This is a genomic window from Chitinophaga hostae (assembly GCF_018224885.1).
Lineage (GTDB): Bacteria > Bacteroidota > Bacteroidia > Chitinophagales > Chitinophagaceae > Chitinophaga > Chitinophaga hostae.
The window spans coordinates 1-21,629 of the sequence record NZ_JAGTXB010000011.1 but is presented as its reverse complement, the minus strand read 5'-3'; the positions used below and the strand labels follow the sequence as shown (position 1 = coordinate 21,629).

23 protein-coding genes are annotated in these 21,629 nt (G+C 46.3%); 12 read left to right on the top strand and 11 right to left on the bottom strand.

Translation table 11 applies throughout. From position 1 onward, the window contains the following. The 3 genes from KE626_RS21130 to map all read left to right on the top strand — a co-directional run bounded on the left by KE626_RS21130 (window position 1) and on the right by map (window position 2,079). Window positions 1–534, top strand: a complete 534-nt coding sequence (locus KE626_RS21130) for an RNA 2'-phosphotransferase (protein ID WP_211974933.1) — start codon at window positions 1–3, stop codon at window positions 532–534. A gap of 251 nt (window positions 535–785) precedes the next feature. After that, complete coding sequence (locus KE626_RS21125) at window positions 786–1,217, top strand: preQ(1) synthase (RefSeq protein ID WP_211974932.1); 432 nt, start codon at window positions 786–788, stop codon at window positions 1,215–1,217. 97 nt (window positions 1,218–1,314) lie between these two features. Continuing rightward, the gene (map, locus tag KE626_RS21120; RefSeq protein ID WP_211974931.1) at window positions 1,315–2,079 is read left to right on the top strand and encodes a type I methionyl aminopeptidase; all 765 of its coding nucleotides are present in this window, start codon (window positions 1,315–1,317) and stop codon (window positions 2,077–2,079) included. A 2-nt stretch (window positions 2,080–2,081) separates the two neighbouring features. On the opposite strand, the gene KE626_RS21115 is transcribed toward map, so the two are convergent. Beyond that, on the bottom strand, window positions 2,082–3,113 hold the full coding sequence (locus KE626_RS21115; RefSeq protein WP_211974930.1) for a sialidase family protein: 1,032 nt from the start codon (window positions 3,111–3,113) through the stop codon (window positions 2,082–2,084). Between the two features lie 79 nt (window positions 3,114–3,192). Here KE626_RS21115 and KE626_RS21110 point away from each other — a divergent pair, with 79 nt between their 5' ends. Beyond that, on the top strand, window positions 3,193–4,371 hold the full coding sequence (locus KE626_RS21110) for a THUMP domain-containing class I SAM-dependent RNA methyltransferase (protein WP_211974929.1): 1,179 nt from the start codon (window positions 3,193–3,195) through the stop codon (window positions 4,369–4,371). A gap of 62 nt (window positions 4,372–4,433) precedes the next feature. On the opposite strand, the gene KE626_RS21105 is transcribed toward KE626_RS21110, so the two are convergent. Next, on the bottom strand, window positions 4,434–5,546 hold the full coding sequence (locus KE626_RS21105; RefSeq protein ID WP_211974928.1) for an alpha/beta hydrolase: 1,113 nt from the start codon (window positions 5,544–5,546) through the stop codon (window positions 4,434–4,436). A 163-nt stretch (window positions 5,547–5,709) separates the two neighbouring features. Continuing rightward, entirely contained in the window at window positions 5,710–6,183 is a 474-nt protein-coding gene (locus tag KE626_RS21100; protein ID WP_211974927.1) for an Lrp/AsnC ligand binding domain-containing protein, read from the bottom strand. 169 nt (window positions 6,184–6,352) lie between these two features. On the opposite strand from KE626_RS21100, the gene KE626_RS21095 reads away from it, so the two are divergent. After that, entirely contained in the window at window positions 6,353–7,219 is an 867-nt protein-coding gene (locus KE626_RS21095) for a class I SAM-dependent methyltransferase (RefSeq protein ID WP_211974926.1), read from the top strand. 112 nt (window positions 7,220–7,331) lie between these two features. Then, window positions 7,332–7,976 carry a hypothetical protein gene (locus KE626_RS21090; protein ID WP_211974925.1) on the top strand — a complete coding sequence of 215 codons (645 nt, stop codon included), beginning with the start codon at window positions 7,332–7,334 and terminating at the stop codon, window positions 7,974–7,976. On the opposite strand, the gene KE626_RS21085 is transcribed toward KE626_RS21090, so the two are convergent. Further along, the gene (locus KE626_RS21085; protein ID WP_211974924.1) at window positions 7,977–8,414 is read right to left on the bottom strand and encodes a nuclear transport factor 2 family protein; all 438 of its coding nucleotides are present in this window, start codon (window positions 8,412–8,414) and stop codon (window positions 7,977–7,979) included. A gap of 95 nt (window positions 8,415–8,509) precedes the next feature. Here KE626_RS21085 and KE626_RS21080 point away from each other — a divergent pair, with 95 nt between their 5' ends. After that, window positions 8,510–8,740: a DUF3820 family protein gene (locus tag KE626_RS21080; RefSeq protein WP_211974923.1), complete on the top strand. Its 231-nt coding sequence runs from the start codon at window positions 8,510–8,512 to the stop codon at window positions 8,738–8,740. Window positions 8,741–8,851: 111 nt separating this feature from the next. Here KE626_RS21080 and KE626_RS21075 read toward each other — a convergent pair whose 3' ends face one another. Next, window positions 8,852–9,316, bottom strand: coding sequence for a bactofilin family protein (locus KE626_RS21075; protein ID WP_346344446.1), 465 nt, complete (start codon window positions 9,314–9,316; stop codon window positions 8,852–8,854). 9 nt (window positions 9,317–9,325) lie between these two features. Continuing rightward, entirely contained in the window at window positions 9,326–10,405 is a 1,080-nt protein-coding gene (locus KE626_RS21070) for a ParM/StbA family protein (protein WP_211974921.1), read from the bottom strand. 145 nt (window positions 10,406–10,550) lie between these two features. Here KE626_RS21070 and KE626_RS21065 point away from each other — a divergent pair, with 145 nt between their 5' ends. Both KE626_RS21065 and KE626_RS21060 read left to right on the top strand, forming a co-directional pair. Beyond that, complete coding sequence (locus KE626_RS21065) at window positions 10,551–11,048, top strand: hypothetical protein (RefSeq protein ID WP_211974920.1); 498 nt, start codon at window positions 10,551–10,553, stop codon at window positions 11,046–11,048. Between the two features lie 89 nt (window positions 11,049–11,137). After that, entirely contained in the window at window positions 11,138–12,997 is a 1,860-nt protein-coding gene (locus tag KE626_RS21060; protein ID WP_211974919.1) for a M1 family metallopeptidase, read from the top strand. A gap of 26 nt (window positions 12,998–13,023) precedes the next feature. On the opposite strand, the gene KE626_RS21055 is transcribed toward KE626_RS21060, so the two are convergent. From KE626_RS21055 to KE626_RS21040, 4 genes are read right to left on the bottom strand one after another with little or no spacing between them, the layout of a single operon-like run. Beyond that, window positions 13,024–14,046 (bottom strand): DUF4249 family protein, encoded by a 1,023-nt coding sequence (locus KE626_RS21055; RefSeq protein ID WP_211974918.1) that lies wholly within the window; start codon window positions 14,044–14,046, stop codon window positions 13,024–13,026. 2 nt (window positions 14,047–14,048) lie between these two features. After that, on the bottom strand, window positions 14,049–16,625 hold the full coding sequence (locus tag KE626_RS21050) for a TonB-dependent receptor (RefSeq protein WP_211974917.1): 2,577 nt from the start codon (window positions 16,623–16,625) through the stop codon (window positions 14,049–14,051). Between the two features lie 58 nt (window positions 16,626–16,683). Then, complete coding sequence (locus tag KE626_RS21045) at window positions 16,684–17,661, bottom strand: FecR family protein (protein ID WP_211974916.1); 978 nt, start codon at window positions 17,659–17,661, stop codon at window positions 16,684–16,686. A gap of 47 nt (window positions 17,662–17,708) precedes the next feature. Further along, window positions 17,709–18,272 carry an RNA polymerase sigma-70 factor gene (locus KE626_RS21040; RefSeq protein ID WP_211974915.1) on the bottom strand — a complete coding sequence of 188 codons (564 nt, stop codon included), beginning with the start codon at window positions 18,270–18,272 and terminating at the stop codon, window positions 17,709–17,711. A 494-nt stretch (window positions 18,273–18,766) separates the two neighbouring features. Here KE626_RS21040 and KE626_RS21035 point away from each other — a divergent pair, with 494 nt between their 5' ends. Next, window positions 18,767–18,979, top strand: coding sequence for a hypothetical protein (locus KE626_RS21035; protein ID WP_211974914.1), 213 nt, complete (start codon window positions 18,767–18,769; stop codon window positions 18,977–18,979). Here the strand turns inward: KE626_RS21035 and KE626_RS21030 are convergent. After that, on the bottom strand, window positions 18,960–19,166 hold the full coding sequence (locus tag KE626_RS21030) for a hypothetical protein (RefSeq protein WP_211974913.1): 207 nt from the start codon (window positions 19,164–19,166) through the stop codon (window positions 18,960–18,962). The two genes, KE626_RS21035 and KE626_RS21030, sit on opposite strands and share 20 nt — an antisense overlap. Before the next feature lie 90 nt (window positions 19,167–19,256). On the opposite strand from KE626_RS21030, the gene KE626_RS21025 reads away from it, so the two are divergent. Both KE626_RS21025 and KE626_RS21020 read left to right on the top strand, forming a co-directional pair. After that, a complete protein-coding gene (locus tag KE626_RS21025; RefSeq protein WP_211974912.1) occupies window positions 19,257–20,615 on the top strand; it encodes an acyl-CoA dehydrogenase family protein in 1,359 nt (452 codons plus the stop codon). 75 nt (window positions 20,616–20,690) lie between these two features. Continuing rightward, window positions 20,691–21,446, top strand: coding sequence for an SGNH/GDSL hydrolase family protein (locus KE626_RS21020; protein ID WP_211974911.1), 756 nt, complete (start codon window positions 20,691–20,693; stop codon window positions 21,444–21,446). The last annotated feature ends 183 nt before the right edge of the window (window positions 21,447–21,629 follow it).

Genomic DNA, 21,629 nt, shown 5'->3' with positions numbered 1-21,629 from the left:
ATGAACATAAAATCTATCAGTAAATTTCTGAGCCTTATACTCCGGCATAGCCCGGAAACAATTCAACTGCCGCTGGACGACCACGGCTGGGCCGATGTTGACACCCTGCTGGCACAATGCAAAGCACATGGGCGGCCCTTTACTTTTGCAACACTGGAAACGGTTGCGGCAGAAAATGATAAACAACGGTTTTCTTTCAATGAAGATAAAACCAGGATACGGGCCAACCAGGGACATTCACTGGAAGTGACGCTCGATCTGCCGGTGGCTACACCGCCGGAGTTCTTGTATCATGGCACGGTCGATAAGTTTATCAAAGCAATCAGAACTACCGGCCTGCAGAAAGGAAAACGGCATCATGTACACCTTTCTGATAACCTCAGCACCGCAGAAAACGTAGGCAGCAGGAGAGGAGCACCAAAAATCCTCACCATTCACAGTGGCCGCATGCATCGGGATGGCATACCCTTTTATCTGTCCGTAAACGGCGTTTGGCTGACAGATGAAGTACCCCCGCAGTATATAGCGATCTAGCTTTTAGGCATTAGCTTTTAGCTGTTAGTAATGCAGCAAAGACCGAAGAATAACGGGGATAGCTTTTTTAGCTACTGGTAATGCAGCAAAGACCGATAGGTAACGGGGATAGCTTTTAGGCATTAGCTTTTAGCTGTTAGTAATGCAGCAAAGACAGAAGAGTTATGATGCTTTTTAGTTTTTTGAAATGCAACAAGAACAGCTAATTGATAATCTTGTTATATTTACGGAATTCTAAAAGCTAAAAGCTAATGACTAAAAAACTGTACCAGCATATCGACAAGACATTACTGAAAGGTCTCCCCAATCCCTCAAAGGAAAAATATGAAATGAAGATCAAAGTGCCGGAGTTTACTTTCCTCGGAGTACAGGAACAACCGGATTTCGCAAAACTCTACATCACCTTTTACCCCAAGGATAAGATCATAGAGCTGAAGTCACTTAAACATTATGTATATCATCTCCGTGATATCATTGTATCCTATGAAAGGCTCATCAACATTATCTACGATCATATGATGGACGTATATGGCGCCGATCGTTTAAGGATTACTCTGATCTGTAATCCCAGAGGTGGTATCAGCTCCAAACTGGTGATTGACTCCGATTGGAAAGATCGTGGCGGCAACGAACGTTTCAAGGATTATCCTGAGCGCGATGATGAGTGGGGAATACTGATGTAAGCTGTTGGCTGTTGGCAATAGCGCGGAGGCCGGATGGCTTATGATGAAAGACGGCGTTTCGTTACCTCTATTTTTTCGTACTTTTAAATAAAAAAATATGTCTATCACAACAGAAGCAGAGCTTAACGGCATGAAAAGGGTAAGTGAGGCAGTAGCTGTTACCCTGAGAGAGATGAGGAATTATACCAAACCCGGTATGACCGCCAGGGAGATAGATGAATTTGGAGGAGAGATACTGAATGCGCTGGGCGCCAAATCAGCACCCAGGCTAACTTATGGCTTTCCGGGCTGGACCTGCATCAGCGTAAATAATGAGATTGCACATGGTATTCCGTCTGACAAGAAGGTCATACAAACAGGCGACCTGGTCAACATAGATGTATCTGCTGAACTGGATGGCTACTGGTCAGACAATGGAGGCTCCTTTGTGCTGGGAGAAGATATTCATCAACATCAGCGTCTCGTGGATGCTTCAAAGGCGATCCTCTATAAAGCGATCCATTACATCAAGAGTGGTACCCGTGTAGCAGATGTGGGCAAACTCATAGAAACCGAAGCTCGGAAATCGGGGTATACGGTGATCCGTAACCTCGCAGGACATGGAGTTGGCAGAAGTTTACACGAGGCTCCGGACGACATCCTGAATTGTTACGTACGGTTTAATAAAACCCGTTTCAAAAAAAATGCAGTAGTGGCAATAGAAACATTTATTTCCACCAACTCTTCGTTTGCCAACCAAAGCAATGACGGCTGGACCCTCGTCGGCAACAAAGGAGGCTTTGTAGCCCAGCATGAACACACCATTATGGTAACTGAACGGGAACCTATCATACTGACTGCTGCCAACGAAATATGGAATTGATACTATCTGATTTGTAACGTAACAGCACGGATATTTTTCCGGTCATCTGTATAGGTGATATGCACCAAATTATTTGTGGCGGCGACTATGGCTGGATAGCTGTATTCGCCGCCTTTATGTTTCTCCAGCACATACACATCTTTCCATTTTTCCCCGTCCCTGGAAACAGCCACCCGTAGCTCGTTGCGGCCGTTAGACCAATGGTTTCCGGCAATCAGCGGATTGTACACTAGCACCTGTAACCCATCCGGCCGCGTAACCGCATCAATACCGGAGTTGGGATTTGGAAGAGACAGTCCCTTCACCGTTTCCCATGTAGCGCCATCATCCCGCGACCAGCTGCTGCCCACTACATTTTGCCTGCTTCTGAAAAGCGCTTGTAAACGACCATCTGCATAGGTCAGTATCGTTGGCTGAATCACTCCAAAGGTATCACAGGGGATACTGATCTGCTGCCACTGATGCCCGGTGCTGTCGCTGATTTCCATATGTGATACCCAAACATTACCCTTTATACTCTCCGTGCTGGAAGGATGCAGCAGGCGGCCATCAGGCAGTTGTATACATTTGTTTTTGATGGGCCCGAGTATACCTGCCGGTAGTTTTTCGGGAGATGACCAACTAATGCCGTTGTTATGGCTGTACCGGGCCATGCCCCACCATTCCCGCGGGTTAGGTCCTACTTTATAAAACAAACAAAGCAAACCAGCCCTGGTGCGGAAAAGCACGGGGTTCCAGCAGGGATAGCGAAGCGTGTCGCTGATAATGCCATCTGCCAGTTGTACCGGCGCCTGCCACTTGTTTTTATCAAAAAAAGCAGCCCATATTACTACATCTTTACTGCCTTCCTCTTTGCCGCCAAACCAGGCGCTCAGCAAACGGCCGTCCGGCAGGGGAATAATGGTAGACGCATGACTCGAAGGCGTTACAGGAACCGGCATAATAAGATTATTACGCACCAGCCGCGCGCTGGTTTGCGCCTGCACGGATATACAAAGCGTCAGCATCCAAAGGAGGGAAATATAGTGTCGCATAGATGGCAAGGTATAATTGAGGGAGTTAAATTAAGGAATACAAGGGGATTATCATAAAGATTGGTAAATTTGCCGCCTTATGTCTTTATATACAACAAAGGGAACCGTTACGATCACCTGTAACAAACGCCTGACACCTTACCTGGAGCAGGAAGTAAAAGAACTGGGATTCACCGTGGAAGAAACTTTCGTAACGGGTGTACGGCTGCATGCTTCCCTTAATGAATGTATTCGCCTGAATCTTAACCTGCGCTGCGCCAGCCAGGTACTATACAGCCTGAAACAATTTGAAGCCCTCGACGGAGATGAAATATACAGCCAGCTGCATACTTATCCCTGGGAAACAATACTGCCCGCAAATGGCTATTTCTCTATTACCAGCAATGTGCAGAATGAATCGATCAACAACAGCATGTTTGCCAATTTGCGCGTGAAAGATGCCGTGGTAGACCGTTTACGGGAGAAGACAGGTAAGCGTCCTTCTACCGGGGCAGAATTGACCGGCGCCGTCATACACCTGTTCTGGAAAAATGAAAACGCAGAAATATTTGTAGATACCTCCGGCGACTCACTGGCAAGACATGGCTATCGCAAAATACCAGGTCGCGCCCCCATGCTTGAAGCCCTGGCTGCATCTACCATTTTAGCCAGTAAATGGGACCGCAAAGCGCCTTTTATCAATCCAATGTGCGGCTCCGGCACCGTAGCTATAGAAGCGGCACTGATAGCCACAAACAGCCGCCCCGGTCTTTTCCGCGACAACTATGCTTTCATGCACCTGCAGGGATTCGATGAAAACGTATACCTTAACGAAAGAGGGTTGCTGGAAAAACAGATCATAGAAGTACCCGGTTTACGGATCATTGCCACCGACCTGAGCGAAGCGGCCATTGTAAATGCCCGGAAAAATGCGAAAGCAGCCGGCGTAGAAGACATGATCGAATTTAAAGTATGCGATTTTGCCGGCACGGAAGTGCCGGAAGGCGCTGCCGGCGTGGTATATATGAACCCCGAATATGGCTTGCGTCTTGGTGAAATAGAAGAACTGGAAGAAACATACGGCCGTATCGGCGACTTCCTCAAACAAAAATGTGGAGGCTACCACGGTTACGTTTTTACCGGTAACCTGGAACTGGCCAAGAAAGTAGGGCTGAAAGCAAAACGCCGGCTCGAATTTTACAATAGTACCATCGACTGCCGCCTGCTGGAATACGAACTGTATGCGGGTACCCGCGATCCCAGGAAACTGGAAGTATAAATGATATCAATATAAAGGCTTCCCGCAATACATGGGAAGCCTTTATATTTGAAGCATACCCACTAGTATTCCCTGCTATATTTATCCGGATCATGGGTCAGCAACGAATCCAGGTGTTTACCGAAACCGGTAGCTGAAATACCTTTCAGGTATTCATCAAAAAAACGTGATGTAATACTGCCAATCACTGCCGACCGCCCTTTGTCAAGATCTCCCAGCGTTGGCTGCACGTGCTCCGCAACGGCTATCATGGAAGAAAAGTCTTCATGCCGCGCGTTCTTTATCTTTATAAAATATTTGGGGGCAGCACTGCTATGCTGCTGTACATCATAGATAGAATCTACTTTAGGAGGATGCTCGCTGCTCAGATAACAATAAGGGACTTTAATGCTCTCCGGTTGGGTGTAGCCGTTGCGCGTCATCTTGTTATACATGCTATCCCATTCCGCTTCACTGCCATATCGATGTATTTCCGTGCCATCAAAAGATAGCAGGCACTTAAAATCACCTGACTGCATGGCAGCTTTGGTGATGGCGCTGCCGCCCATACTCCAGCTAAGCAAGCCTATGTGGGACGTGTCGGCCAGTGGTATCTGCGACAGTTGCTGCTTCGTAAATAAAATATCTTTTACCTGCTCTTCCAGGTCTTCTGCAGCGGTCATATAACCAGGGTAAAGCCCTACAGAACTGATAGCGGCAACAATATATCCCTGTTGCACGAGCTGTTGAAATAATATAATGTTTTCCCAGCTGCTCCCATTCATCCCCGCTGCATAAATGATCACCGGGTATTTTCGTTTATCCTTTGCCGGTAGTGGCGCATCGTACACTTGTGTGTTGTAATGAAATATACGCGCAGCACTATCCAGTTTAAATTCCTCCGCTATAGCACCTGCGATATAACTGCTTTCAAGGTGGCAGCTGTCTTTAGGCAAACTGTAGTCGAGCCGCAACGCTGCCATATCCAGGATATCACCATAACTCAGCGGAACAGTATGCGTTATTTTCGCCGCCGGGTAAAACAGGTCAATTTTTACAGGCCGGAATTTTTTATCAAAATTCCGGGAGCTGTCGTAGGTTTTAATGCTGTAAAGCCCCGTGTAATAAGACTTAGGAGGTGCAGGCTTACAGGCAAAGAAGAATAGTATGATTACGGGGAGTATAGCATGTTTCATACGGCAGTAAATTATTTTCACCGGGAAGCTAGTACTAAATCCTGCGTAAAGGGAGGGGCGTTTGCTACTTTAACTTTTCATTGATTGGGTTGCTTATCATGTATGACGGGCATAAAAAAAGCGCTGCTTTATCGAAGCAGCGCTGCTAAAAATAAATATCGTGCTACAAAACTTCGCTCACATTGATCGGCCTGGAAAAACTTTCTTCCAGCGAAATAATCGTTTCCGTGCGTTCTATTCCTTTAATATGCTGCAGATCATCCTGCAGTATTTTTCGCAACTCACTGCTGTCCTTACAGATGATTTCTGCAAACATACTGTAGGAACCGGTGGTGTAGTTCAATCTTACAATCTGCGGAACCTTTAATAACTGCTTGGCTACGTTTTCGTACAAAGAACTCTTTTCAAGGTAAATACCTATAAAAGCCAGTACGTCGTAACCAATGGCACGCAGATTTACCTGCAAACGGGTACCTTTGATCACACCCATTTCATGCAGCTTTTTGATGCGCACATGAATGGTACCGCCCGATACAAAGAGTTTCTTTCCCAACTCGGCATAAGAAATACCTGCATCAGTCGACATTTCCGATATGATCTGTAGGTCTAATTTGTCAATATTTAATGAGTGGCTCATTTTCGCAAAGCAATTTAGATTTTTTTCTAAAAATAGGTATTTTTTTGAAATAATCGCAAAATTGATCCTGAGAATAGCTTTTTTATTTGCGAAAAAGGGACAAGCGAGATGAACAGCTGCCAATTTTTAATTAAATTGATGGGTATTTATCCCTTGTAAAATACAATCCATGAAAGCTAATGTGACGAGTAGAACGGCCCAATACATGGCCCTGTTCAGGGCATTGGAAACAACCCGCTCCAAAGACCACCGACTCTTTACCGATCCATTTGCAACCTGGTTCCTGGACAATGGGCTGAGAACAGGCGTTTGGTTATGCCGTATTCCTGGCTGGAGAGCAATAGCAGAAAGGATCATAAAACGAAAGATACCCGGCGCACTGACCTCCGGTATTGCCCGTACGAAGTTAATAGACGATCTGTTGCAACAGGCGGTGAAACAGGGCGCACAACAGGTATTCATCCTGGGCGCCGGTTTTGATACCCGCGGACTTCGCCTGTCGTTTCTCAAAGATATCAGGGTGGTGGAAATTGACCATCCTAATACAGCGGCCTATAAACTGGCCAGGCTGCGTGCCCATAAAGTACCCGCTAAAGTATTTTACTACCAGATCGATTTTAATAAACAAAGTCTCGACCAGCTAAGCGCTCAAAATAACTTCGATTTCAGTATTCCCACTGTCGTTATCTGGGAAGGAGTGACCAATTACCTCCATAAGGAAGCCATAGACAATACCTTTGCATTCCTGCAGCGCTTCGCTGCCGGTTCCACCGTCATATTTACCTATGTACACCAGGATGTACTGGATAAACCTGCTACCTTTTTCGGCGGCGAAAAGCTGCTACAGGACGTAGCAGACCTGGAAGAAAAATGGACCTTTGGCTTTGATCCGGCAGCCTTACCTGGCTACCTGGAAACATTTGATTTTCTGCTGGAAGAAGACCAGGGAGCGGCTGATTACAGGAAGAAGTATTTGCCCGGACGGGAGGAGAAAGGCTATGAATTTTACCGGGTAGCCAGCGCACAAAGGAGGTAGATTTCTTTCAAGTGGATAACAAGAGACGTCACGGTCACTGAAAATGGTTAAACCTTTTATAGCCGGGGCTTGTTGTTTTATGACAATATGAAGCCCGTTAAAACCATTTTCTATGAGAGCAACGATCATTACAGCGCTGTTGGGCGCGATGTTACTATTGGGTGCGTGCGGTACTACTGTTCATATGACAGGGACCTGGAAAGCACCGGAAACGCCGCCAGGCGGATATCATGATATGTTGGTGGCAGCCGTTACTTCCAATACAGGCGCACAACAGGTAGTGGAATCCAAAATGGTGGAAGCCTTGCAGAAACGCGGCGTGGTGGCCGGTCGCGGACTGGATATATTTCCCCCAAAATTCAACCCGAAGGAGGATGCAGATAAAGAAGCCGCCGCAAAAAAAATAAGGGATGCAGGCTATACAGCTGTTTTAACCGTGTCGCTGGTGAACCGCGAATCACAAACCAGGTATGTACCAGGTACGATGTCCTATGCTCCTTACCCCGCTTATGGCTGGTATGGCCGATTTTGGGGATATTACGGCTATATGTATGGCGCCGCCTATTCGCCGGGATACTATACTACCGATAAAACCTATTTCCTGGAAAGCAATCTGTACGATCTTTCCCAGGACGGAAAACTGATTTGGTCCGGTCAATCGGAAACATATAACCCCAACAGCCTCGAATCATTCGCCAAATCTTTTGCGGCACAGGTAACTGCTTCGCTGAACAGTGCAGGTCTGTTAAAGAAATAATCAATGGCTGTTGTCGTAATAGGTGTGGTCGCTTTCTATTTTGCCATCGTCTACCGTAAACACCGTGCAGATCGGAAGTTGCCATTTCTTGCCGTCGGTACCCGTGCCCGATGAAATAAACTCAACGGTGATATGGTTTTTATCACCATACATAGTTACCACTTCGTCCTGAACGTCCGGGAACATTTGCTGTAATTCCTGGTATTTTTTGATGATCTGTGCATGTGTTTGTGGCACGGCTTCACGACCCAATGATGGATCCAGGAAAAGGGCGGTGTCCTTGTAACAGGCCGCCAGGGTATTCCAGTCGTGTTTATTGAAGGCCTCAAAGAGATCTTTCACCACTACAGTATTGGCGTTGGCAAGACTGATTTTTCCGCCGGGTTGCACACACCCGGAGAAGGAGAGCGCCAGCAGCAGGAACAGGCTGTTTTTCATGCGGATATATTTTTGAGCACTGACAAATTACGAAGAAGCATGCTAAAACAGATTTATAATTTAAATTGCACTTTAATTACAAATCAGGATTTTATATGGAGATGACACAACCGGATCCGGAGTTGTTGCAGCAACTGGTCGTGATGAAGATGCCCTTTGGTAAATATAAAGACGTGATCCTTTGCGACCTGCCGGTGAGCTACCTGGAGTGGTTTCAGCGCAAGGGCTTTCCCAAAGGTAAACTGGGCATGCTCCTTGAAACCATGCTGGTGATTAAAATGAACGGATTGTCCCAGCTATTGGATCCACTGAAAAAAAGAAGATAACGAATGCGGTCTGCACCGATATAACGCCCACGAAGCTACGTAAACAAAAAAGGCAGGTTCTTTATAAGAACCCGCCTTTTTAATATGATATTATATTGACAGCGCCGGTAGTTAAAACCAGCTGGTATTTTGTTCTTCTTCCTCTTCACGGGCAGCAACATCCGCAGGAGCGGCCACTTTGGCTTCTTCTGTTTCCGGTTGATGCTCGGCTTTTTGCACAGGTTGCACATTTTTACGAATAGCACCTTCCACTACCGCACCTTCTTCTATCTCCAATACCATAGCATTCACATCACCTTTTACAAGGGCTTTGTTGCTGATATGGGCTTTGTTACTGATGTAAACATCGCCATACACTTTTCCATGTACCACCAGGTCGGCAGCATATATATGGCCACGTATACTCGCCGTTTCACTCACCACCAGTTTGCCGCTGGTTTTTACGTCACCTCTCACATTACCATCTATTCTGCCTGAAACAGAAGCGTCGATGCTGCCATTCACGGAAACCGTTTTAGGAATGCGAAAGGCTCCGGGAACAATTATATTTCGGAAAATATGTCTGACATTGATCACAAGTACAAATTAGAGGGTGATGGGATTAGGGTTAGGTGTTACGCCGGGCGTATGTTGCCCCTGTTCATCGAAAGTAGAAATAATGGAACTGGAATTACCAAGATCCAGACCTACACTTCGCTGTGGCTTATTATCTGAAATTCTTAATGAATTATAAAGGTAACCGATGCTCATGAGTTTTTCAGGCTCCGGTGCTACTTCTACCGGGATAAAGTCACGGAACTCTTCCACGAAAGCATCTGTCAGCTCGCGGTAGTGCGCGCCTCCACCCATGAGGTAAATTTTTTCACAGGTTTCAAAGTCCAGGTCCGTGAAGTAACTGCGCATGAGCGGGGATACCACTTCCTTATAATACTGTGTCAGCACGCCCTTGCGCATGTCGCGCAGATCAATACGCTTACGGTTGGTGAAGATAGAACCTTTCATAAAGGCATCATCCACCTGGTGCTCGTTTTTCATTTCCAGGTAATGCTTCTGGTTCAGCTCACGGGTGAGGTTATTGATAGCATAACGAATGCCGTGGGAACTGAAGCAGGTACGATGAATAAGACCATCGCCGGTAGCCATACCACCTTCAATGGTGCCGAATCCGAAACTTACTGCAATAAAGTTATCCAGCTGCGGCTCGTTGATCGTTTTCTTTAAACCAATAATACCGCCTACAATTTCCGGGATCACTTCATACTTTTCAATGTCAAACATCGCCTTTTTGAACGACCCTTTGGTGTTATAGGTCTGTGTATCGTAGTCGATCAGGAAATGTCGTTTGCTCAGGAAATGCTCTGCCGCTGTTTTGTAAATATTATATGTTGAAAATGGAAAACCAACGGTCAGGGCAATAGGCTGTTGTACCTTATCGATCGTATTTAACAAAGCAGCTTTGAATAATATTTCATAGTCTTCTTCAGTTGGCGACGCATTGGTGACCCTGCCAGGATTAATACCACCCCGTTTGGCAAGATTACCCACCAGGTACCAGGTGTCATCTTTCTTGATTTTTAACCCATTGAGTAAGTCTTTACTTGAGTTTTCCGTGTTTCCGAATGCGGTCTCAAATACGCTTGGGAAGCTGGTTGTAGATACTTTCATAGTGCTTTGTTATAATAACGAATGTAGCCGTGACTCTCCCCGGAAGGAGGGTTTTCATCGGGATTGAAATAGTAGTTAAAGATATAAAATATTAAAACAAGGGGATGACAACCAGTGAATTTACGCTAAATTTAATACAGCGGTCTTGAATTTCAAAATAGAAACCATAAAAGAGGAAGCTCCTCCATCTGATAATAAAACACCTGTTTCCGCGTTAAATAAGCGTCCCCTCGTCCCCGTATCTATACTCACTTTCATACTCATTTACATGAAGTACCCGGCCCTCCTTGTTTTCATTTTGCTGTTGGCATGCCATTCTTCCCAAAAGGTATACCAGGCGCCCGCAGTAGGAGCAGAGGCGCAGTTTGACCGGGGACTCAGGCCGGAAAAGCACCCTAAATATCTCTTTGATAAAAAAACAATGAAGGAGATGAAGGAGCAGGGCACTGTCAGTACTTACTCCAGTAAACGCCGTAGTACCGCACGCACTATTCCGCTGCCAGGCAAAGGGGCCAATGGAAAGGATAGTGTTGCAGCCCCGGTCGACAGTCTGCATAGCGTTACAGACTCCACCAAAGCGCCGCTTGTGCCGGCGGACAGCACACATCTGCCTGTCGACACCACCAGGCGAATCAGCGGGTAGTCCGTTTCATTCCTGCTTTTTTACAGCTTGCCTGCCACTCATTTTCCGGGTAATTCCCTACATTTGAAGCTACTGCTTTTAACTAGCTTATGAGGAAATCTTGTATTTTTTGGCTCCTGCTGCTCATTGCACAGCAGATCATTGCCCAAACCCCATTATATATGCCGCTTGGTATCAGGAAGGCATATGATCAGCAAACACGTACCTATAGCGGTAAACCGGGTGGTAAATACTGGCAGAACAAAGCCGGGTACGATATCCACGTTAACTTTGATCCCCGCACCAACCTGGTATCAGGATCCGAAGAGATCAGCTATGTAAATAACAGTCCCGATACCCTGCACATGGTCAATTTTAAACTGTTTCCCAATCTCTTTCAGAAAGGAGCGGTGAGAGCGATGACTGTTTTTCCGGATGACCTGACTGAAGGGGTAGTGATCAAAAATATGAAGGTAAACGGTACGGATAAGCCCGTACCGGTGCCCACCCGCAGTACCAATATGCCGATGGGTATACCGGACCTCTATCCCGGGCAAACAGCGACTTTCAGTCTCGATTTTTCTTATAAACTGAATGAAAATACCCACATCAGGACGGGTGCTGTGGACGCCGGCGCTTATTTCATCGCTTACTTTTTTCCTCGCATCGCCGTATATGATGATATTAATGGCTGGGACATGATACCTTACATAGGTACCCAGGAGTTTTATAACGACTTCAGCGATTTTCGTGTAGCCATTACAGTGCCTGGGCCGTACACCGTATGGGCCACCGGCGACCTGAAAAATACCAGTGAAGTATATACCGATAAATACGTGCAACGCATTGCGGCCGCTGAAAAAACAAACAGCGTGATTGCCGTGATAGACAGCAATGATCTCAAGGCCGGTCACATCACCCAGCCGAAATCCACGAATACCTGGCGCTTTGAAGCTGCCAACGTTACCGACTTTGCCTTCGCCCTCAGCAACCACTACCTGTGGGATGCCACCAGCGTGGAAGTAGATGCAGCTACAAAAAGACGTACACGCGTTGACGTTGCTTTTAATGCTGCGCATGCCGACTTCTTCGACGTAATCCACTATGCCCGCATTACCGTTGATAAAATGAGCCATTACTTTCCCAGGTGGCCTTACCCGTATAATCACGAAACGGTTTTCGACGGACTGGACCAGATGGAATATCCTATGATGGTAAACGATAATCCCCTTGCAGATAAAGCACAGGCGGTTGAACTCACCGATCATGAAATATTTCATACGATGTTCCCTTTTTATATGGGCACCAACGAAACCCTCTACGCCTGGATGGATGAAGGATGGGCCACCATCGGGGAATGGATTATTTCACCCTGCATAGACAGCACCATCGTGGATGACTATGGTATGGGACCTTATAATTTTATTGCAGGCAAAGCAGCCGACCTGCCCATTATGACACCCTCCAATCAAACTACGGAGGCCTATGTTACCAATTCTTACCCCAAACCTGCGCTGGGTTACCTGTATATAAAGGATATGTTGGGCGATAGCCTTTTCCTGAAAGCCCTGCATTATTACATCGCCCAATGGAATGGCAAACATCCGCAACCCTATGATTTCTTTTATTGTATGAATACCGGAGCAGGGAGGGATATGGACTGGTTCTGGAATCGCTGGTTTTTTGAAAATGGTTATCCCGACCTTGGTATTTCCCGTGTAACGCAAAAAGGAAAACAAGGAGTGGTGGAAATTATTTCCAAAGGCAACAAGCCAGTGCCCGTGGATGTAACCGTTTGGTTTGATGATAACAGTACTGCCAAAATACATCGGAGTATTGACTGTTGGGAAAAGGGAAATAAAATGGTATCACTCACGTTTCCATCTCCCAAAAAAATAAAAAAAGTAACGCTGGGTAGTACCTGGGTAGCGGATATAGATAAAGCGGATAACGTATACGAGATAAAATAATCCCGTTTACCATTGCCTGCTGACTGCTATAAAGTATCATAATACAGGTAATACAGCTTCTGAAAGCATCCGCCCACAATGCCTAACCCGCCCTGGGTATTACTCCTGAGCTGTATTGCCTGTATCAGGCTGTTTAATCCCGGGTTACGCTTTACTTTTTCGTAGGTGAGCAGGAAGTCGTAGTATTCTTTGGAAACAGATTTTACATATACCAACACCCGGCCTACGGGGGCAATGGCCTCTGCCGGATTGCTGCTCAGTGCGGTAGCATTGATATAGAAATAGGTGTTGAGAGGTTTTCCCATTTGAGTGAACAGGATGCTGTTATAATTCTCATTCAATCCGCCAACCTGGTTATTGTCTGCATTCTCATCCTGTGTATAGCAAGGGATACGGAGATAGTCGTTCAGGAAAAAGCTATCTTTTTTTGCCTTGATATCCGGCCTGTTCTTTACCTGTTCATAGAGCGCCTCGTTTTCACTTTTGCGGTAGCGCACGCCCTGGTAAGTGAAGCTGGTATCTACAGTGACACTTTGTTTCAATGCTTCCATGACGAGGTACTGTCTTACTCCCGGTAACGGGTATACGGTGAAATTGAAACGAAGCACCGGCCGGCCATTCAACAAGGTACGAAGCGTATCTTTAAGATCTACTCTAAACGGTGGCGGGATTGCCACGGTGGCGGTAACGGGTTTCATTCCCGGAACCATGACCTGTACCTTGTAAGGGCGGCCCGGATCGAGTTTGTTTTTACCCTGGTAAACGCCCATGTTGTTGGCGGGGGCTTTCACATAGCCAAGGGTTTCCAGCACCTGTCCGTTTTTATCCATCAGCTGCACATCGGCATCGGTTACCACTTCGAAACTGTTGTCAACACCAGGGCCAACCGGCTTGCTCTTGCCAACCCGCACTTCCGCGATATTATTGGCTACCAGCTCACTGTACACAACAGCCTTAGGTACCGCTTTATTAGGAGGCAGCGGCAACTCCTGCTCACATCCCTGCAGCAGCAAACACACAATCGGCAATAATATAAACAGGTACTTCATCACTAAAATTTGAAAGTATAAGTCAGATAAGGCAACGTTCTGAACAAACTATACTGGTATAACTGTAACGGGTATATGTCGTCGTATGCAAAGTAGGAAAACTGGTCAAAGCTCACGATAAACGGATTGGTACGATTGTAAATATTATACAATCCACCGGAGATGACATGTTTAAACCGCCTTTCATTACCAAGATTTAATGTGGCGCCGATATCCAGGTGATGTACCGCATGCAGGCGGTAGTTGTTCAACCTGGAAATATACGGCAGGTAATTTACCTGGTAGGTAGAAAATGGAGAGTAGCGTTCGTCCAGGTATCCGTTGATATTACGTCCCCAGTCGAAGTCCGGGAATATCTGCACCGGTAGCGTAAAAGGAGCACCGGAAGCAAACTTCCAGGATGCGGATACATTCCATTTCGGATTAAAACGGTATTTGAGTGCGAGGGAAAGATTGTGTCGCCGGTCTTCCTTATATGGATACATTTTCCCGCCGTTTATCCTGTCAAACTGCCGCCATGCCCAGGAAAGCGTATAAGAAAAAATACCGGTCAACTTACCCTGTGTTTTTTCCAGCAGCAGTTCGCTGCCATAATTATAACCGTTACCGGCAATTACTTTTTTCTCCCAGAGGTCCGAGTTATCGAATATATTCAGCACCGTATTGGTCGTTACAATATCTTTCAGCTGCTTATAATAAAGATTCACATTGAGCCGCCACTGGTTAGTCCATTGGCGTTGGTAGGCCAGGCTGTAGGAAAAGGCATGTTCCGGCCGGATGTTTTCAGTGCTGGGCACCCACAGGTCTGTTGGCAGGTTGATCACCGGGGTGGTTAACTGGTGTACAAACTGTGTCATCTTTGCAAATGATGCCTGTATATATTGCGACCTTGGCAGCTGCCAGCGCAGCATAATACGTGGCTGTGCGCTGGCATAGAAGGATGACCTTTGGGCCAGCGCGCCGAAATGCAGGCCGGGGCGCACAATCAGCCGGTCATTGAGCAGTCTCAGCTCATCTTCTGCATAAGCGGAAATCTCCGACATATAATAAATAGGCGCCTGCCGCTGCGTAGCTTCTCCCGCTTTGATATTTGTATGATAAGCGGTGGGCGCAAAGTTGTGGTACGTATAGCCGCCACCGAAAGAGAGATGATGCATGTTGTTGATCGCATATTCCGTTTCGTTTCTTATAGCAATGTCTCTTACCCTGGAAACCCCTTTTCCCCTTACCGACAGTGAGTCGAAGAAGGAGAGGGGAATGGTGGTATTCTGTGTAAAGAGATTATAAAAACGGCTATACGTGGCTATGGTGTTGGAAAATATTCTTGGATTAACTACCCGCGTCCACTTTACTGCTGCAGTAATATTACTCCAGTCAAAATTATAATCGTCGAACAGCTGTATAATCGGGTTATCACTCTGGATAAACATTTTATCCTGTCCTTTATAAAAGCTGGCGTAGATCCTGTTTTTACTGTCGATGATCTGGTTTAGTTTGAAGTTAACATCATAGAGATAATACTTCCCATAATCTTTGATGTATTTTCCCCCATAAGCATCGACCAGTGATCTGCGAACAGACAGGGACGCAGAGCTTTTATCTTTCACAATGGGGCCCTCCAGTAAAATATTTCCTGAAACCGGGCTGAGTGTAAAGCTGCCATGCCACTCTTTCATGTTGCCGTCTTTCGTGCGGATATCCACTACCGAGGAAAGACGACCTCCATAGCGTGCAGGAAAGGCATCTTTGTATAACGATACGTCTTTCAGCGCATCGCCGTTGAAGATGGAAAAGAGCCCGAACAGATGCCCGGTATGATAAAGCGGTACGCCATCAAGCAGGTATAGGTTCTGATCAGCTCCGCCGCCCCGGATAAGCAGGTTACTGCTGCTTTCAAGAGAACTGCCGGTACCGGGATACAACTGCAGTGATTTTAATACATCTTTTTCTCCCAGCAGTGTGGGGAAGTTAGATACATAGCCCACGGGCATATTGAGGTAGCCGGGCTGCGAGGTAACGGATTCCTTCTCGCCACTTACCACTACAGTTTGCAGCATGCTTTGAGCCTCCAGGTGCATATCAAGCTGCCCTTCATCGGGGGGCGGCAGGTGCTGAAAACGAGGTTTGTAACCAACATGCGAAAACACCACTCCCTGGCAGGTATCCGGTACCTGCAGGCTATAGAAACCATAGGCGTTGGTTTCAGTACCTTTCCGGGTCAGGGGATCATATACTGATGCCCCGATGATGGCTTCGTTACTGTTGACCTCTTTTACAAAGCCGCTGATGGTGTAATATTGTGTTTGTGAACTTTCCCGCAGCAGGAATATTTTTCCATTGAGCGCCGCGGCCTGTATGCCAGAGCCCTGCAGAATCGTATTCAATACAGCGCCCGTTGTATTTTCGGTACCGTTAAGCTGCACTTTCTTATTGAGGTGCAGGAAACTGGAGCTATAGGATACACTGATCCCCGTTGTTTTTTGTATATGCTGTATAAAATAGAGGATAGTTCCCTGCCTGGACGGCGGTGTATAGGGCTGCTGGAGAATTTTATCACCGCCTGTTTGTGCGCGCAGCAAAACAGCCGGTAATAACAATAACAGGCAACTGGATAAATAGATAAAACACCTTATGAGACTACTGTGTGATGACGATGGTGTCGCCGTCTTGTTGGTAATGAAACCCGAGCAATAGTTGTAATTCATGCAAAACATCATCACAGGACTGATTCCGGAACGTGATCGTCGCTTTCTGCTGCGATGCCGTTTCCCGGTATTTTTCATCAACCCTGATATCTTTTGCGTAAAAGTCGGCTAATTGTGGCAATATTTCAAGTAGTGAGAGATCATTAAATTGCAAAACCCCTGTTTTCCAGGCAATAAAGTTTGGATTGTTGTTTTCCCGTGTATACAACTGACCATTTCCCCATATACCACTTTGGCCTCCGGCCAATATCACAGCGGTGGTATCGCCTTCCAGGCCCAGCTTTACCCTGCCGGAAGCTACCGTCACTGCGGTGCTGTCTTTCCCGGTTTGAACGGTAAAGGAAGTCCCTAATACTTCAATAACAGATTGGTTGGGTGTTTTAACAAGGAAAGGATGCCCGGGATCGCTGGCGATCTCAAAAAATGCTTCCCCTTCCAGTTCCACTATGCGTTGATTATGATGGTAACCGTTGATATACCTGATACGGGCTCCCTGCCGAAGGGTAACCACGGATTTATCGGGCAGCTCCAGGCTCTTTATTTTGCCATCGTTGGCAGCCATTTCATGCTTTTTCAGGGAAGAACGGCTCTCCAGCCACCATGCGCCTGTCGTTAACAGCAGGAGGACAGCCGCGGCAGCAGCATATTTTGTATAAAGTGATTTCACACGGGAAACAGGTGGTTGAATAGCCTGGTTTGTTTTCTCCCATGCAGCAGCAGTGTTATATTGTCTTTGAGAACCAACAGCAGAGGAACTATCCTGCCATAGTTTTGATAATATCGCATATTCCTCCCTGTTTTCAGGAGAGGCGTCGAGCCATTGCTGTAATGCAGCGGATTCTGCTTCATTACATTGACCGGATAGCTTCTTAGCTATTAGTTCATGCAGGTAGGTGTCAAATTGCTCCATAATACAGTGTGCTCTACTTAGATAACGCTCATTAACATGTTCCCCCTCTATAAAGGGAAAAATAATTTCAATAAAAACAGTATTCCAACCGGCAATCCATATTGTTGCAAATACTTTCGCAACAGCTTAAGGGCGCGCCCCATATAGTTTTCGACGGTTTTTGCAGAAAGGCCGAGTTTCAAAGCTGTCTGCTGATGTGTCATGCCGTTTAACCGGCAACAGGTAAATACTTCCCGGCATTGTGGCGGGAGGTTGGCAATGGCTTCATGTATCAGTTGCCCGTAATACGGTTTGGCATTTTCTATTTCCCTGGCCCCAGGATCCTCTGAAATATCGGAGATCCATTCAAAGCCTTTGTTACCGGCCTCTTCCGTATTTAATTTACGCAGCGCAGAAATAGAATTATTGCGGACAGCACGAAACAGGTAAGCTTTTATATTGGGTATGCCGATCAGCTCCCGGTGTTTTTCCCAGAGTTTGATAAACGTCTCCTGCACAACATCTTCGGCCGCGGCATCATCTTTAAGGAAACTATGGGCATAGTTACATAAGTCATTGTACTGTGAATGAAACAACGCTTTATATGCCTGGTAAGAAGGTGATGTAATCATTTAACCTTCACAATGTTTAGATATTTGAAATGATCGTTGCGAAAGTAACTATCTTTTTTGAAAAGCGAAACGAATTACAACAAAGAATAAGATTCCTGGCAAGGGCTTCCCCTGCGCCGGTTACGATTTTTCACTTTTTTTCAAATTAATAGAGGGATATCCGTTTTAGCGCGTTGTTATACTATAACTGCTATGCCTGTATGTTTGCAGAAGTTTTTTTTAGTTGTGTTTTTTAAAACCGGGGTTGCATTTGGTTCTATGCAACCCTCTTTTTTCTCCTGGTTCAAGCTCCTGCCAACATCCTGTTTTATCTCCCGCTCATTTACCCCGATACCCGTTAACAGTCGGTTTACCAGTAATATCTCTTCCGTAAAAGTTATTTGCAATCCATTGCAATGAATTGCCATTTCGCCGTTGCGTATAAAAAATGCCAGGAAGGCTTAGAAACCGGACAAAACATTTGGCTACAGGCATGGTATTGACAATGTTGAAAGATGAAATGTCCACCCCTGTCAGGAACAACGGGTAGGGAAGATGGTATCGTCAATATGGACGGGGAACTGAAAAGCTTTCCATATAATAAAAAAGCACAATCCGAATCCTGCCGTCCCTTCGGCAAACACGCCACCGCCATTCCTACAGTTCAACGCGGTGCTCTGTTTCCTTCGGATGGACTGAGCTATACTTCTACAACAACCTGGTGGTAACGTGGTAACACCCGCCAAACAAGGCGTACAGGGAGATATTCATGTCAGCATAGTTATAACTAATACGGGCAAACGAAAACGACACGAAGTCGTACAGCTTCATCTGAAGGATAAAGTAAGCAATGCTATCACCTGCGTAATGCAGCTGCGCGGTTTTGAACACGTAACCCAGTGAACCTGGTATCACAGGATAATGATAATTACCGGGTTGATCATAGGCTATAGTTATTTATCTTCGTTCATCAGGATAATTATCTTAATCACTTTAATCAAAGTCATGTCCGGAACTCTTTCAAAACTGAAAAACGCATACCATCTGCTGAAAAGCATTGATTTTGCGATGCTCGCAAAGCTCTCCGAAAAAGTAGACCTGCCAAAAGTGATGGCATCCCTAGCAAAAATGGATGACACCCAGCTGAACGGGCTGATGAAAATGCTCAGCAGCGGTGGTAAAAAGAAAGAATTGCCGCCCATTGAAGGCGACTTCTATGACCTGGGAAGCAAACTGAATACAGAAGACCGGGCACTGCAGCTCAAAGTACGGGCATTCATGGAAAAGGAAATCAAACCCATTGTAAATGAATACTGGCTGAAAGCAGAATTTCCCTTTGAAATAATTCCCAAATTCAGAGAACTCAATATCTGTGGGGTTACCTATGATGGGTATGGCTGTCCCAACCGCTCTTTCCTGATGGAAGGCATTATTGCGATGGAGATGGCCAGGATTGATGCTTCGGTAGCCACATTTTTCGGGGTACAGAGCGGACTCGCTATGGGCGCTGTTTATATGCTGGGATCAGAAGCGCAGAAACAGGAATGGCTGCCGGGAATGCAGCAGCTGCAGCTGATAGGCGCCTTCGGTTTAACCGAACCGGAAGTAGGCTCCGGTACTGCAGGCGGGCTAACTACCACGGCTAAACGAACTGGTGATACCTGGGTATTAAACGGACAAAAGAAATGGATAGGCAACGCTACCTTTGCAGATGTGATCGTAATATGGGCAAGGGATGTGGACGATAACCAGGTAAAAGGTTTCCTGTTACGGAAGGATACGCCCGGCTTCAGCGTGGAAAAAATTCACGATAAAATGGCCCTGCGTATTGTACAGAATGGCCTCATTACGCTCACCGACTGCCGTATTGCAGAAGCCGACCGGCTGCAAAACGCCAATTCCTTTAAAGACACGGCGAAAGTGCTGCGTATGACGCGTGCAGGCGTAGCCTGGGAAGCAGTGGGTTGCGCACGCGGCGCCTATGAAAATGCGTTGGCGTATACCCGTACCCGTGAGCAGTTCGGCAAACCGATCGCGGCATTCCAGTTAATACAGGGCCACCTGGTGGAAATGTTGTCCAATCTCACCGCCATGCAAACCATGGTATACCGCTTATCTGAAATACAGGATGCCGGCAATTTAAAGGATGAACATGCCTCCCTGGCCAAAGTATTCTGCACCCTCAGAACCCGTGATGTCGTTAGCCGCGCCAGGGAAGTAATGGGAGGAAATGGTATCCTGTTGGAATATAACGTTGCCCGCTTTGTGGCCGACGCAGAAGCAATTTATTCCTATGAGGGCACCAAGGAAATCAACTCACTCATAGTGGGCCGTGCCATCACCGGTTTTAGTGCTTTTGTCTAAAAAATATCAATTCTTTTTTATAGTTTAATGCCCTATTGCGGAATTACTGCAATGTCACTTAATATAAATTCCACTATGAATCCATTAAACCGTCGTAATTTTCTCAGGAACGTATCCCTGGGAAGTGTTGCTGCCATTAGTATTCCCAATATTGTATCAGCAGCGGTATCCGCAGAGAAAACCAAAAAAGTCACGCTGAAAAAAGAAGGCGTGGTGCTATTCCAGGGCGACTCTATTACCGATGCAGGTCGTAAGCGGGATAACGACCAACCCAATACAGGAGCGGCCCTGGGGGGAGGTTATGCACTCATGGCAGCAGCAGATCTCCTGCTCAAAAATGCAGATAAAAATCTGAAGATATATAACAAAGGCATCAGCGGTAATAAAGTATTCCAGCTGGCAGATCGCTGGGATATTGAGTGCCTGGCTATAAAGCCTGATGTGCTCAGCATTCTCGTGGGCGTAAATGATTTCTGGCATACGCTGAACGGCAACTACAAAGGTACTATACAAACCTACAAGCAAGACTACGACAAACTGCTGGCCCGTACCAAACAACAGCTGCCGGATGTACAGTTGATCATTGGTGAACCCTTTGCCGTAGCGGGTGTGAAGGCGGTAGATGAGAAATGGTATCCTGCATTTGACGAGTACAGGGCTGCCGCGCGGGCATTGGCCGACAAATACCAGGCGGGCTTCATTCCCTATCAGGCTGTTTTTGATAAAGCTATAAAATCCGCTCCCGGCGCCTATTGGACCGGTGACGGCGTACATCCAAGCGTTGCCGGTGCCCAGCTGATGGCGGAAGCATGGCTCCAATGTGTGAAATAATTCAATGCCTTATTTATACCTGCTGCACCGGTCAAACATCGCCGGTGCAGCTTTTTTGTTAACCTCCTCCATCTCCCGGTCTCTACCCATTTTGGTGATTAAGTACTTCTACTGAGCTCCAAACCCCCTGTGAATAATAGCTTTGCACCCATTAACCCCTTATTTTAACGTTAATATTTAATT

What these genes read in the sequence shown, in the direction of transcription:
- KE626_RS21130 (WP_211974933.1), top strand. Translation starts at nt 1, where the DNA reads ATGAACATAAAATCTATCAGTAAATTTCTGAGCCTTATACTCCGGCAT.
- KE626_RS21125 (WP_211974932.1), top strand. Translation starts at nt 786, where the DNA reads ATGACTAAAAAACTGTACCAGCATATCGACAAGACATTACTGAAAGGT.
- map (WP_211974931.1), top strand. Translation starts at nt 1,315, where the DNA reads ATGTCTATCACAACAGAAGCAGAGCTTAACGGCATGAAAAGGGTAAGT.
- KE626_RS21115 (WP_211974930.1), bottom strand. Translation starts at nt 3,113, where the DNA reads ATGCGACACTATATTTCCCTCCTTTGGATGCTGACGCTTTGTATATCC.
- KE626_RS21110 (WP_211974929.1), top strand. Translation starts at nt 3,193, where the DNA reads ATGTCTTTATATACAACAAAGGGAACCGTTACGATCACCTGTAACAAA.
- KE626_RS21105 (WP_211974928.1), bottom strand. Translation starts at nt 5,546, where the DNA reads ATGAAACATGCTATACTCCCCGTAATCATACTATTCTTCTTTGCCTGT.
- KE626_RS21100 (WP_211974927.1), bottom strand. Translation starts at nt 6,183, where the DNA reads ATGAGCCACTCATTAAATATTGACAAATTAGACCTACAGATCATATCG.
- KE626_RS21095 (WP_211974926.1), top strand. Translation starts at nt 6,353, where the DNA reads ATGAAAGCTAATGTGACGAGTAGAACGGCCCAATACATGGCCCTGTTC.
- KE626_RS21090 (WP_211974925.1), top strand. Translation starts at nt 7,332, where the DNA reads ATGAGAGCAACGATCATTACAGCGCTGTTGGGCGCGATGTTACTATTG.
- KE626_RS21085 (WP_211974924.1), bottom strand. Translation starts at nt 8,414, where the DNA reads ATGAAAAACAGCCTGTTCCTGCTGCTGGCGCTCTCCTTCTCCGGGTGT.
- KE626_RS21080 (WP_211974923.1), top strand. Translation starts at nt 8,510, where the DNA reads ATGGAGATGACACAACCGGATCCGGAGTTGTTGCAGCAACTGGTCGTG.
- KE626_RS21070 (WP_211974921.1), bottom strand. Translation starts at nt 10,405, where the DNA reads ATGAAAGTATCTACAACCAGCTTCCCAAGCGTATTTGAGACCGCATTC.
- KE626_RS21060 (WP_211974919.1), top strand. Translation starts at nt 11,138, where the DNA reads ATGAGGAAATCTTGTATTTTTTGGCTCCTGCTGCTCATTGCACAGCAG.
- KE626_RS21055 (WP_211974918.1), bottom strand. Translation starts at nt 14,046, where the DNA reads ATGAAGTACCTGTTTATATTATTGCCGATTGTGTGTTTGCTGCTGCAG.
- KE626_RS21045 (WP_211974916.1), bottom strand. Translation starts at nt 17,661, where the DNA reads ATGGAGCAATTTGACACCTACCTGCATGAACTAATAGCTAAGAAGCTA.
- KE626_RS21040 (WP_211974915.1), bottom strand. Translation starts at nt 18,272, where the DNA reads ATGATTACATCACCTTCTTACCAGGCATATAAAGCGTTGTTTCATTCA.
- KE626_RS21035 (WP_211974914.1), top strand. Translation starts at nt 18,767, where the DNA reads ATGAAATGTCCACCCCTGTCAGGAACAACGGGTAGGGAAGATGGTATC.
- KE626_RS21025 (WP_211974912.1), top strand. Translation starts at nt 19,257, where the DNA reads ATGTCCGGAACTCTTTCAAAACTGAAAAACGCATACCATCTGCTGAAA.
- KE626_RS21020 (WP_211974911.1), top strand. Translation starts at nt 20,691, where the DNA reads ATGAATCCATTAAACCGTCGTAATTTTCTCAGGAACGTATCCCTGGGA.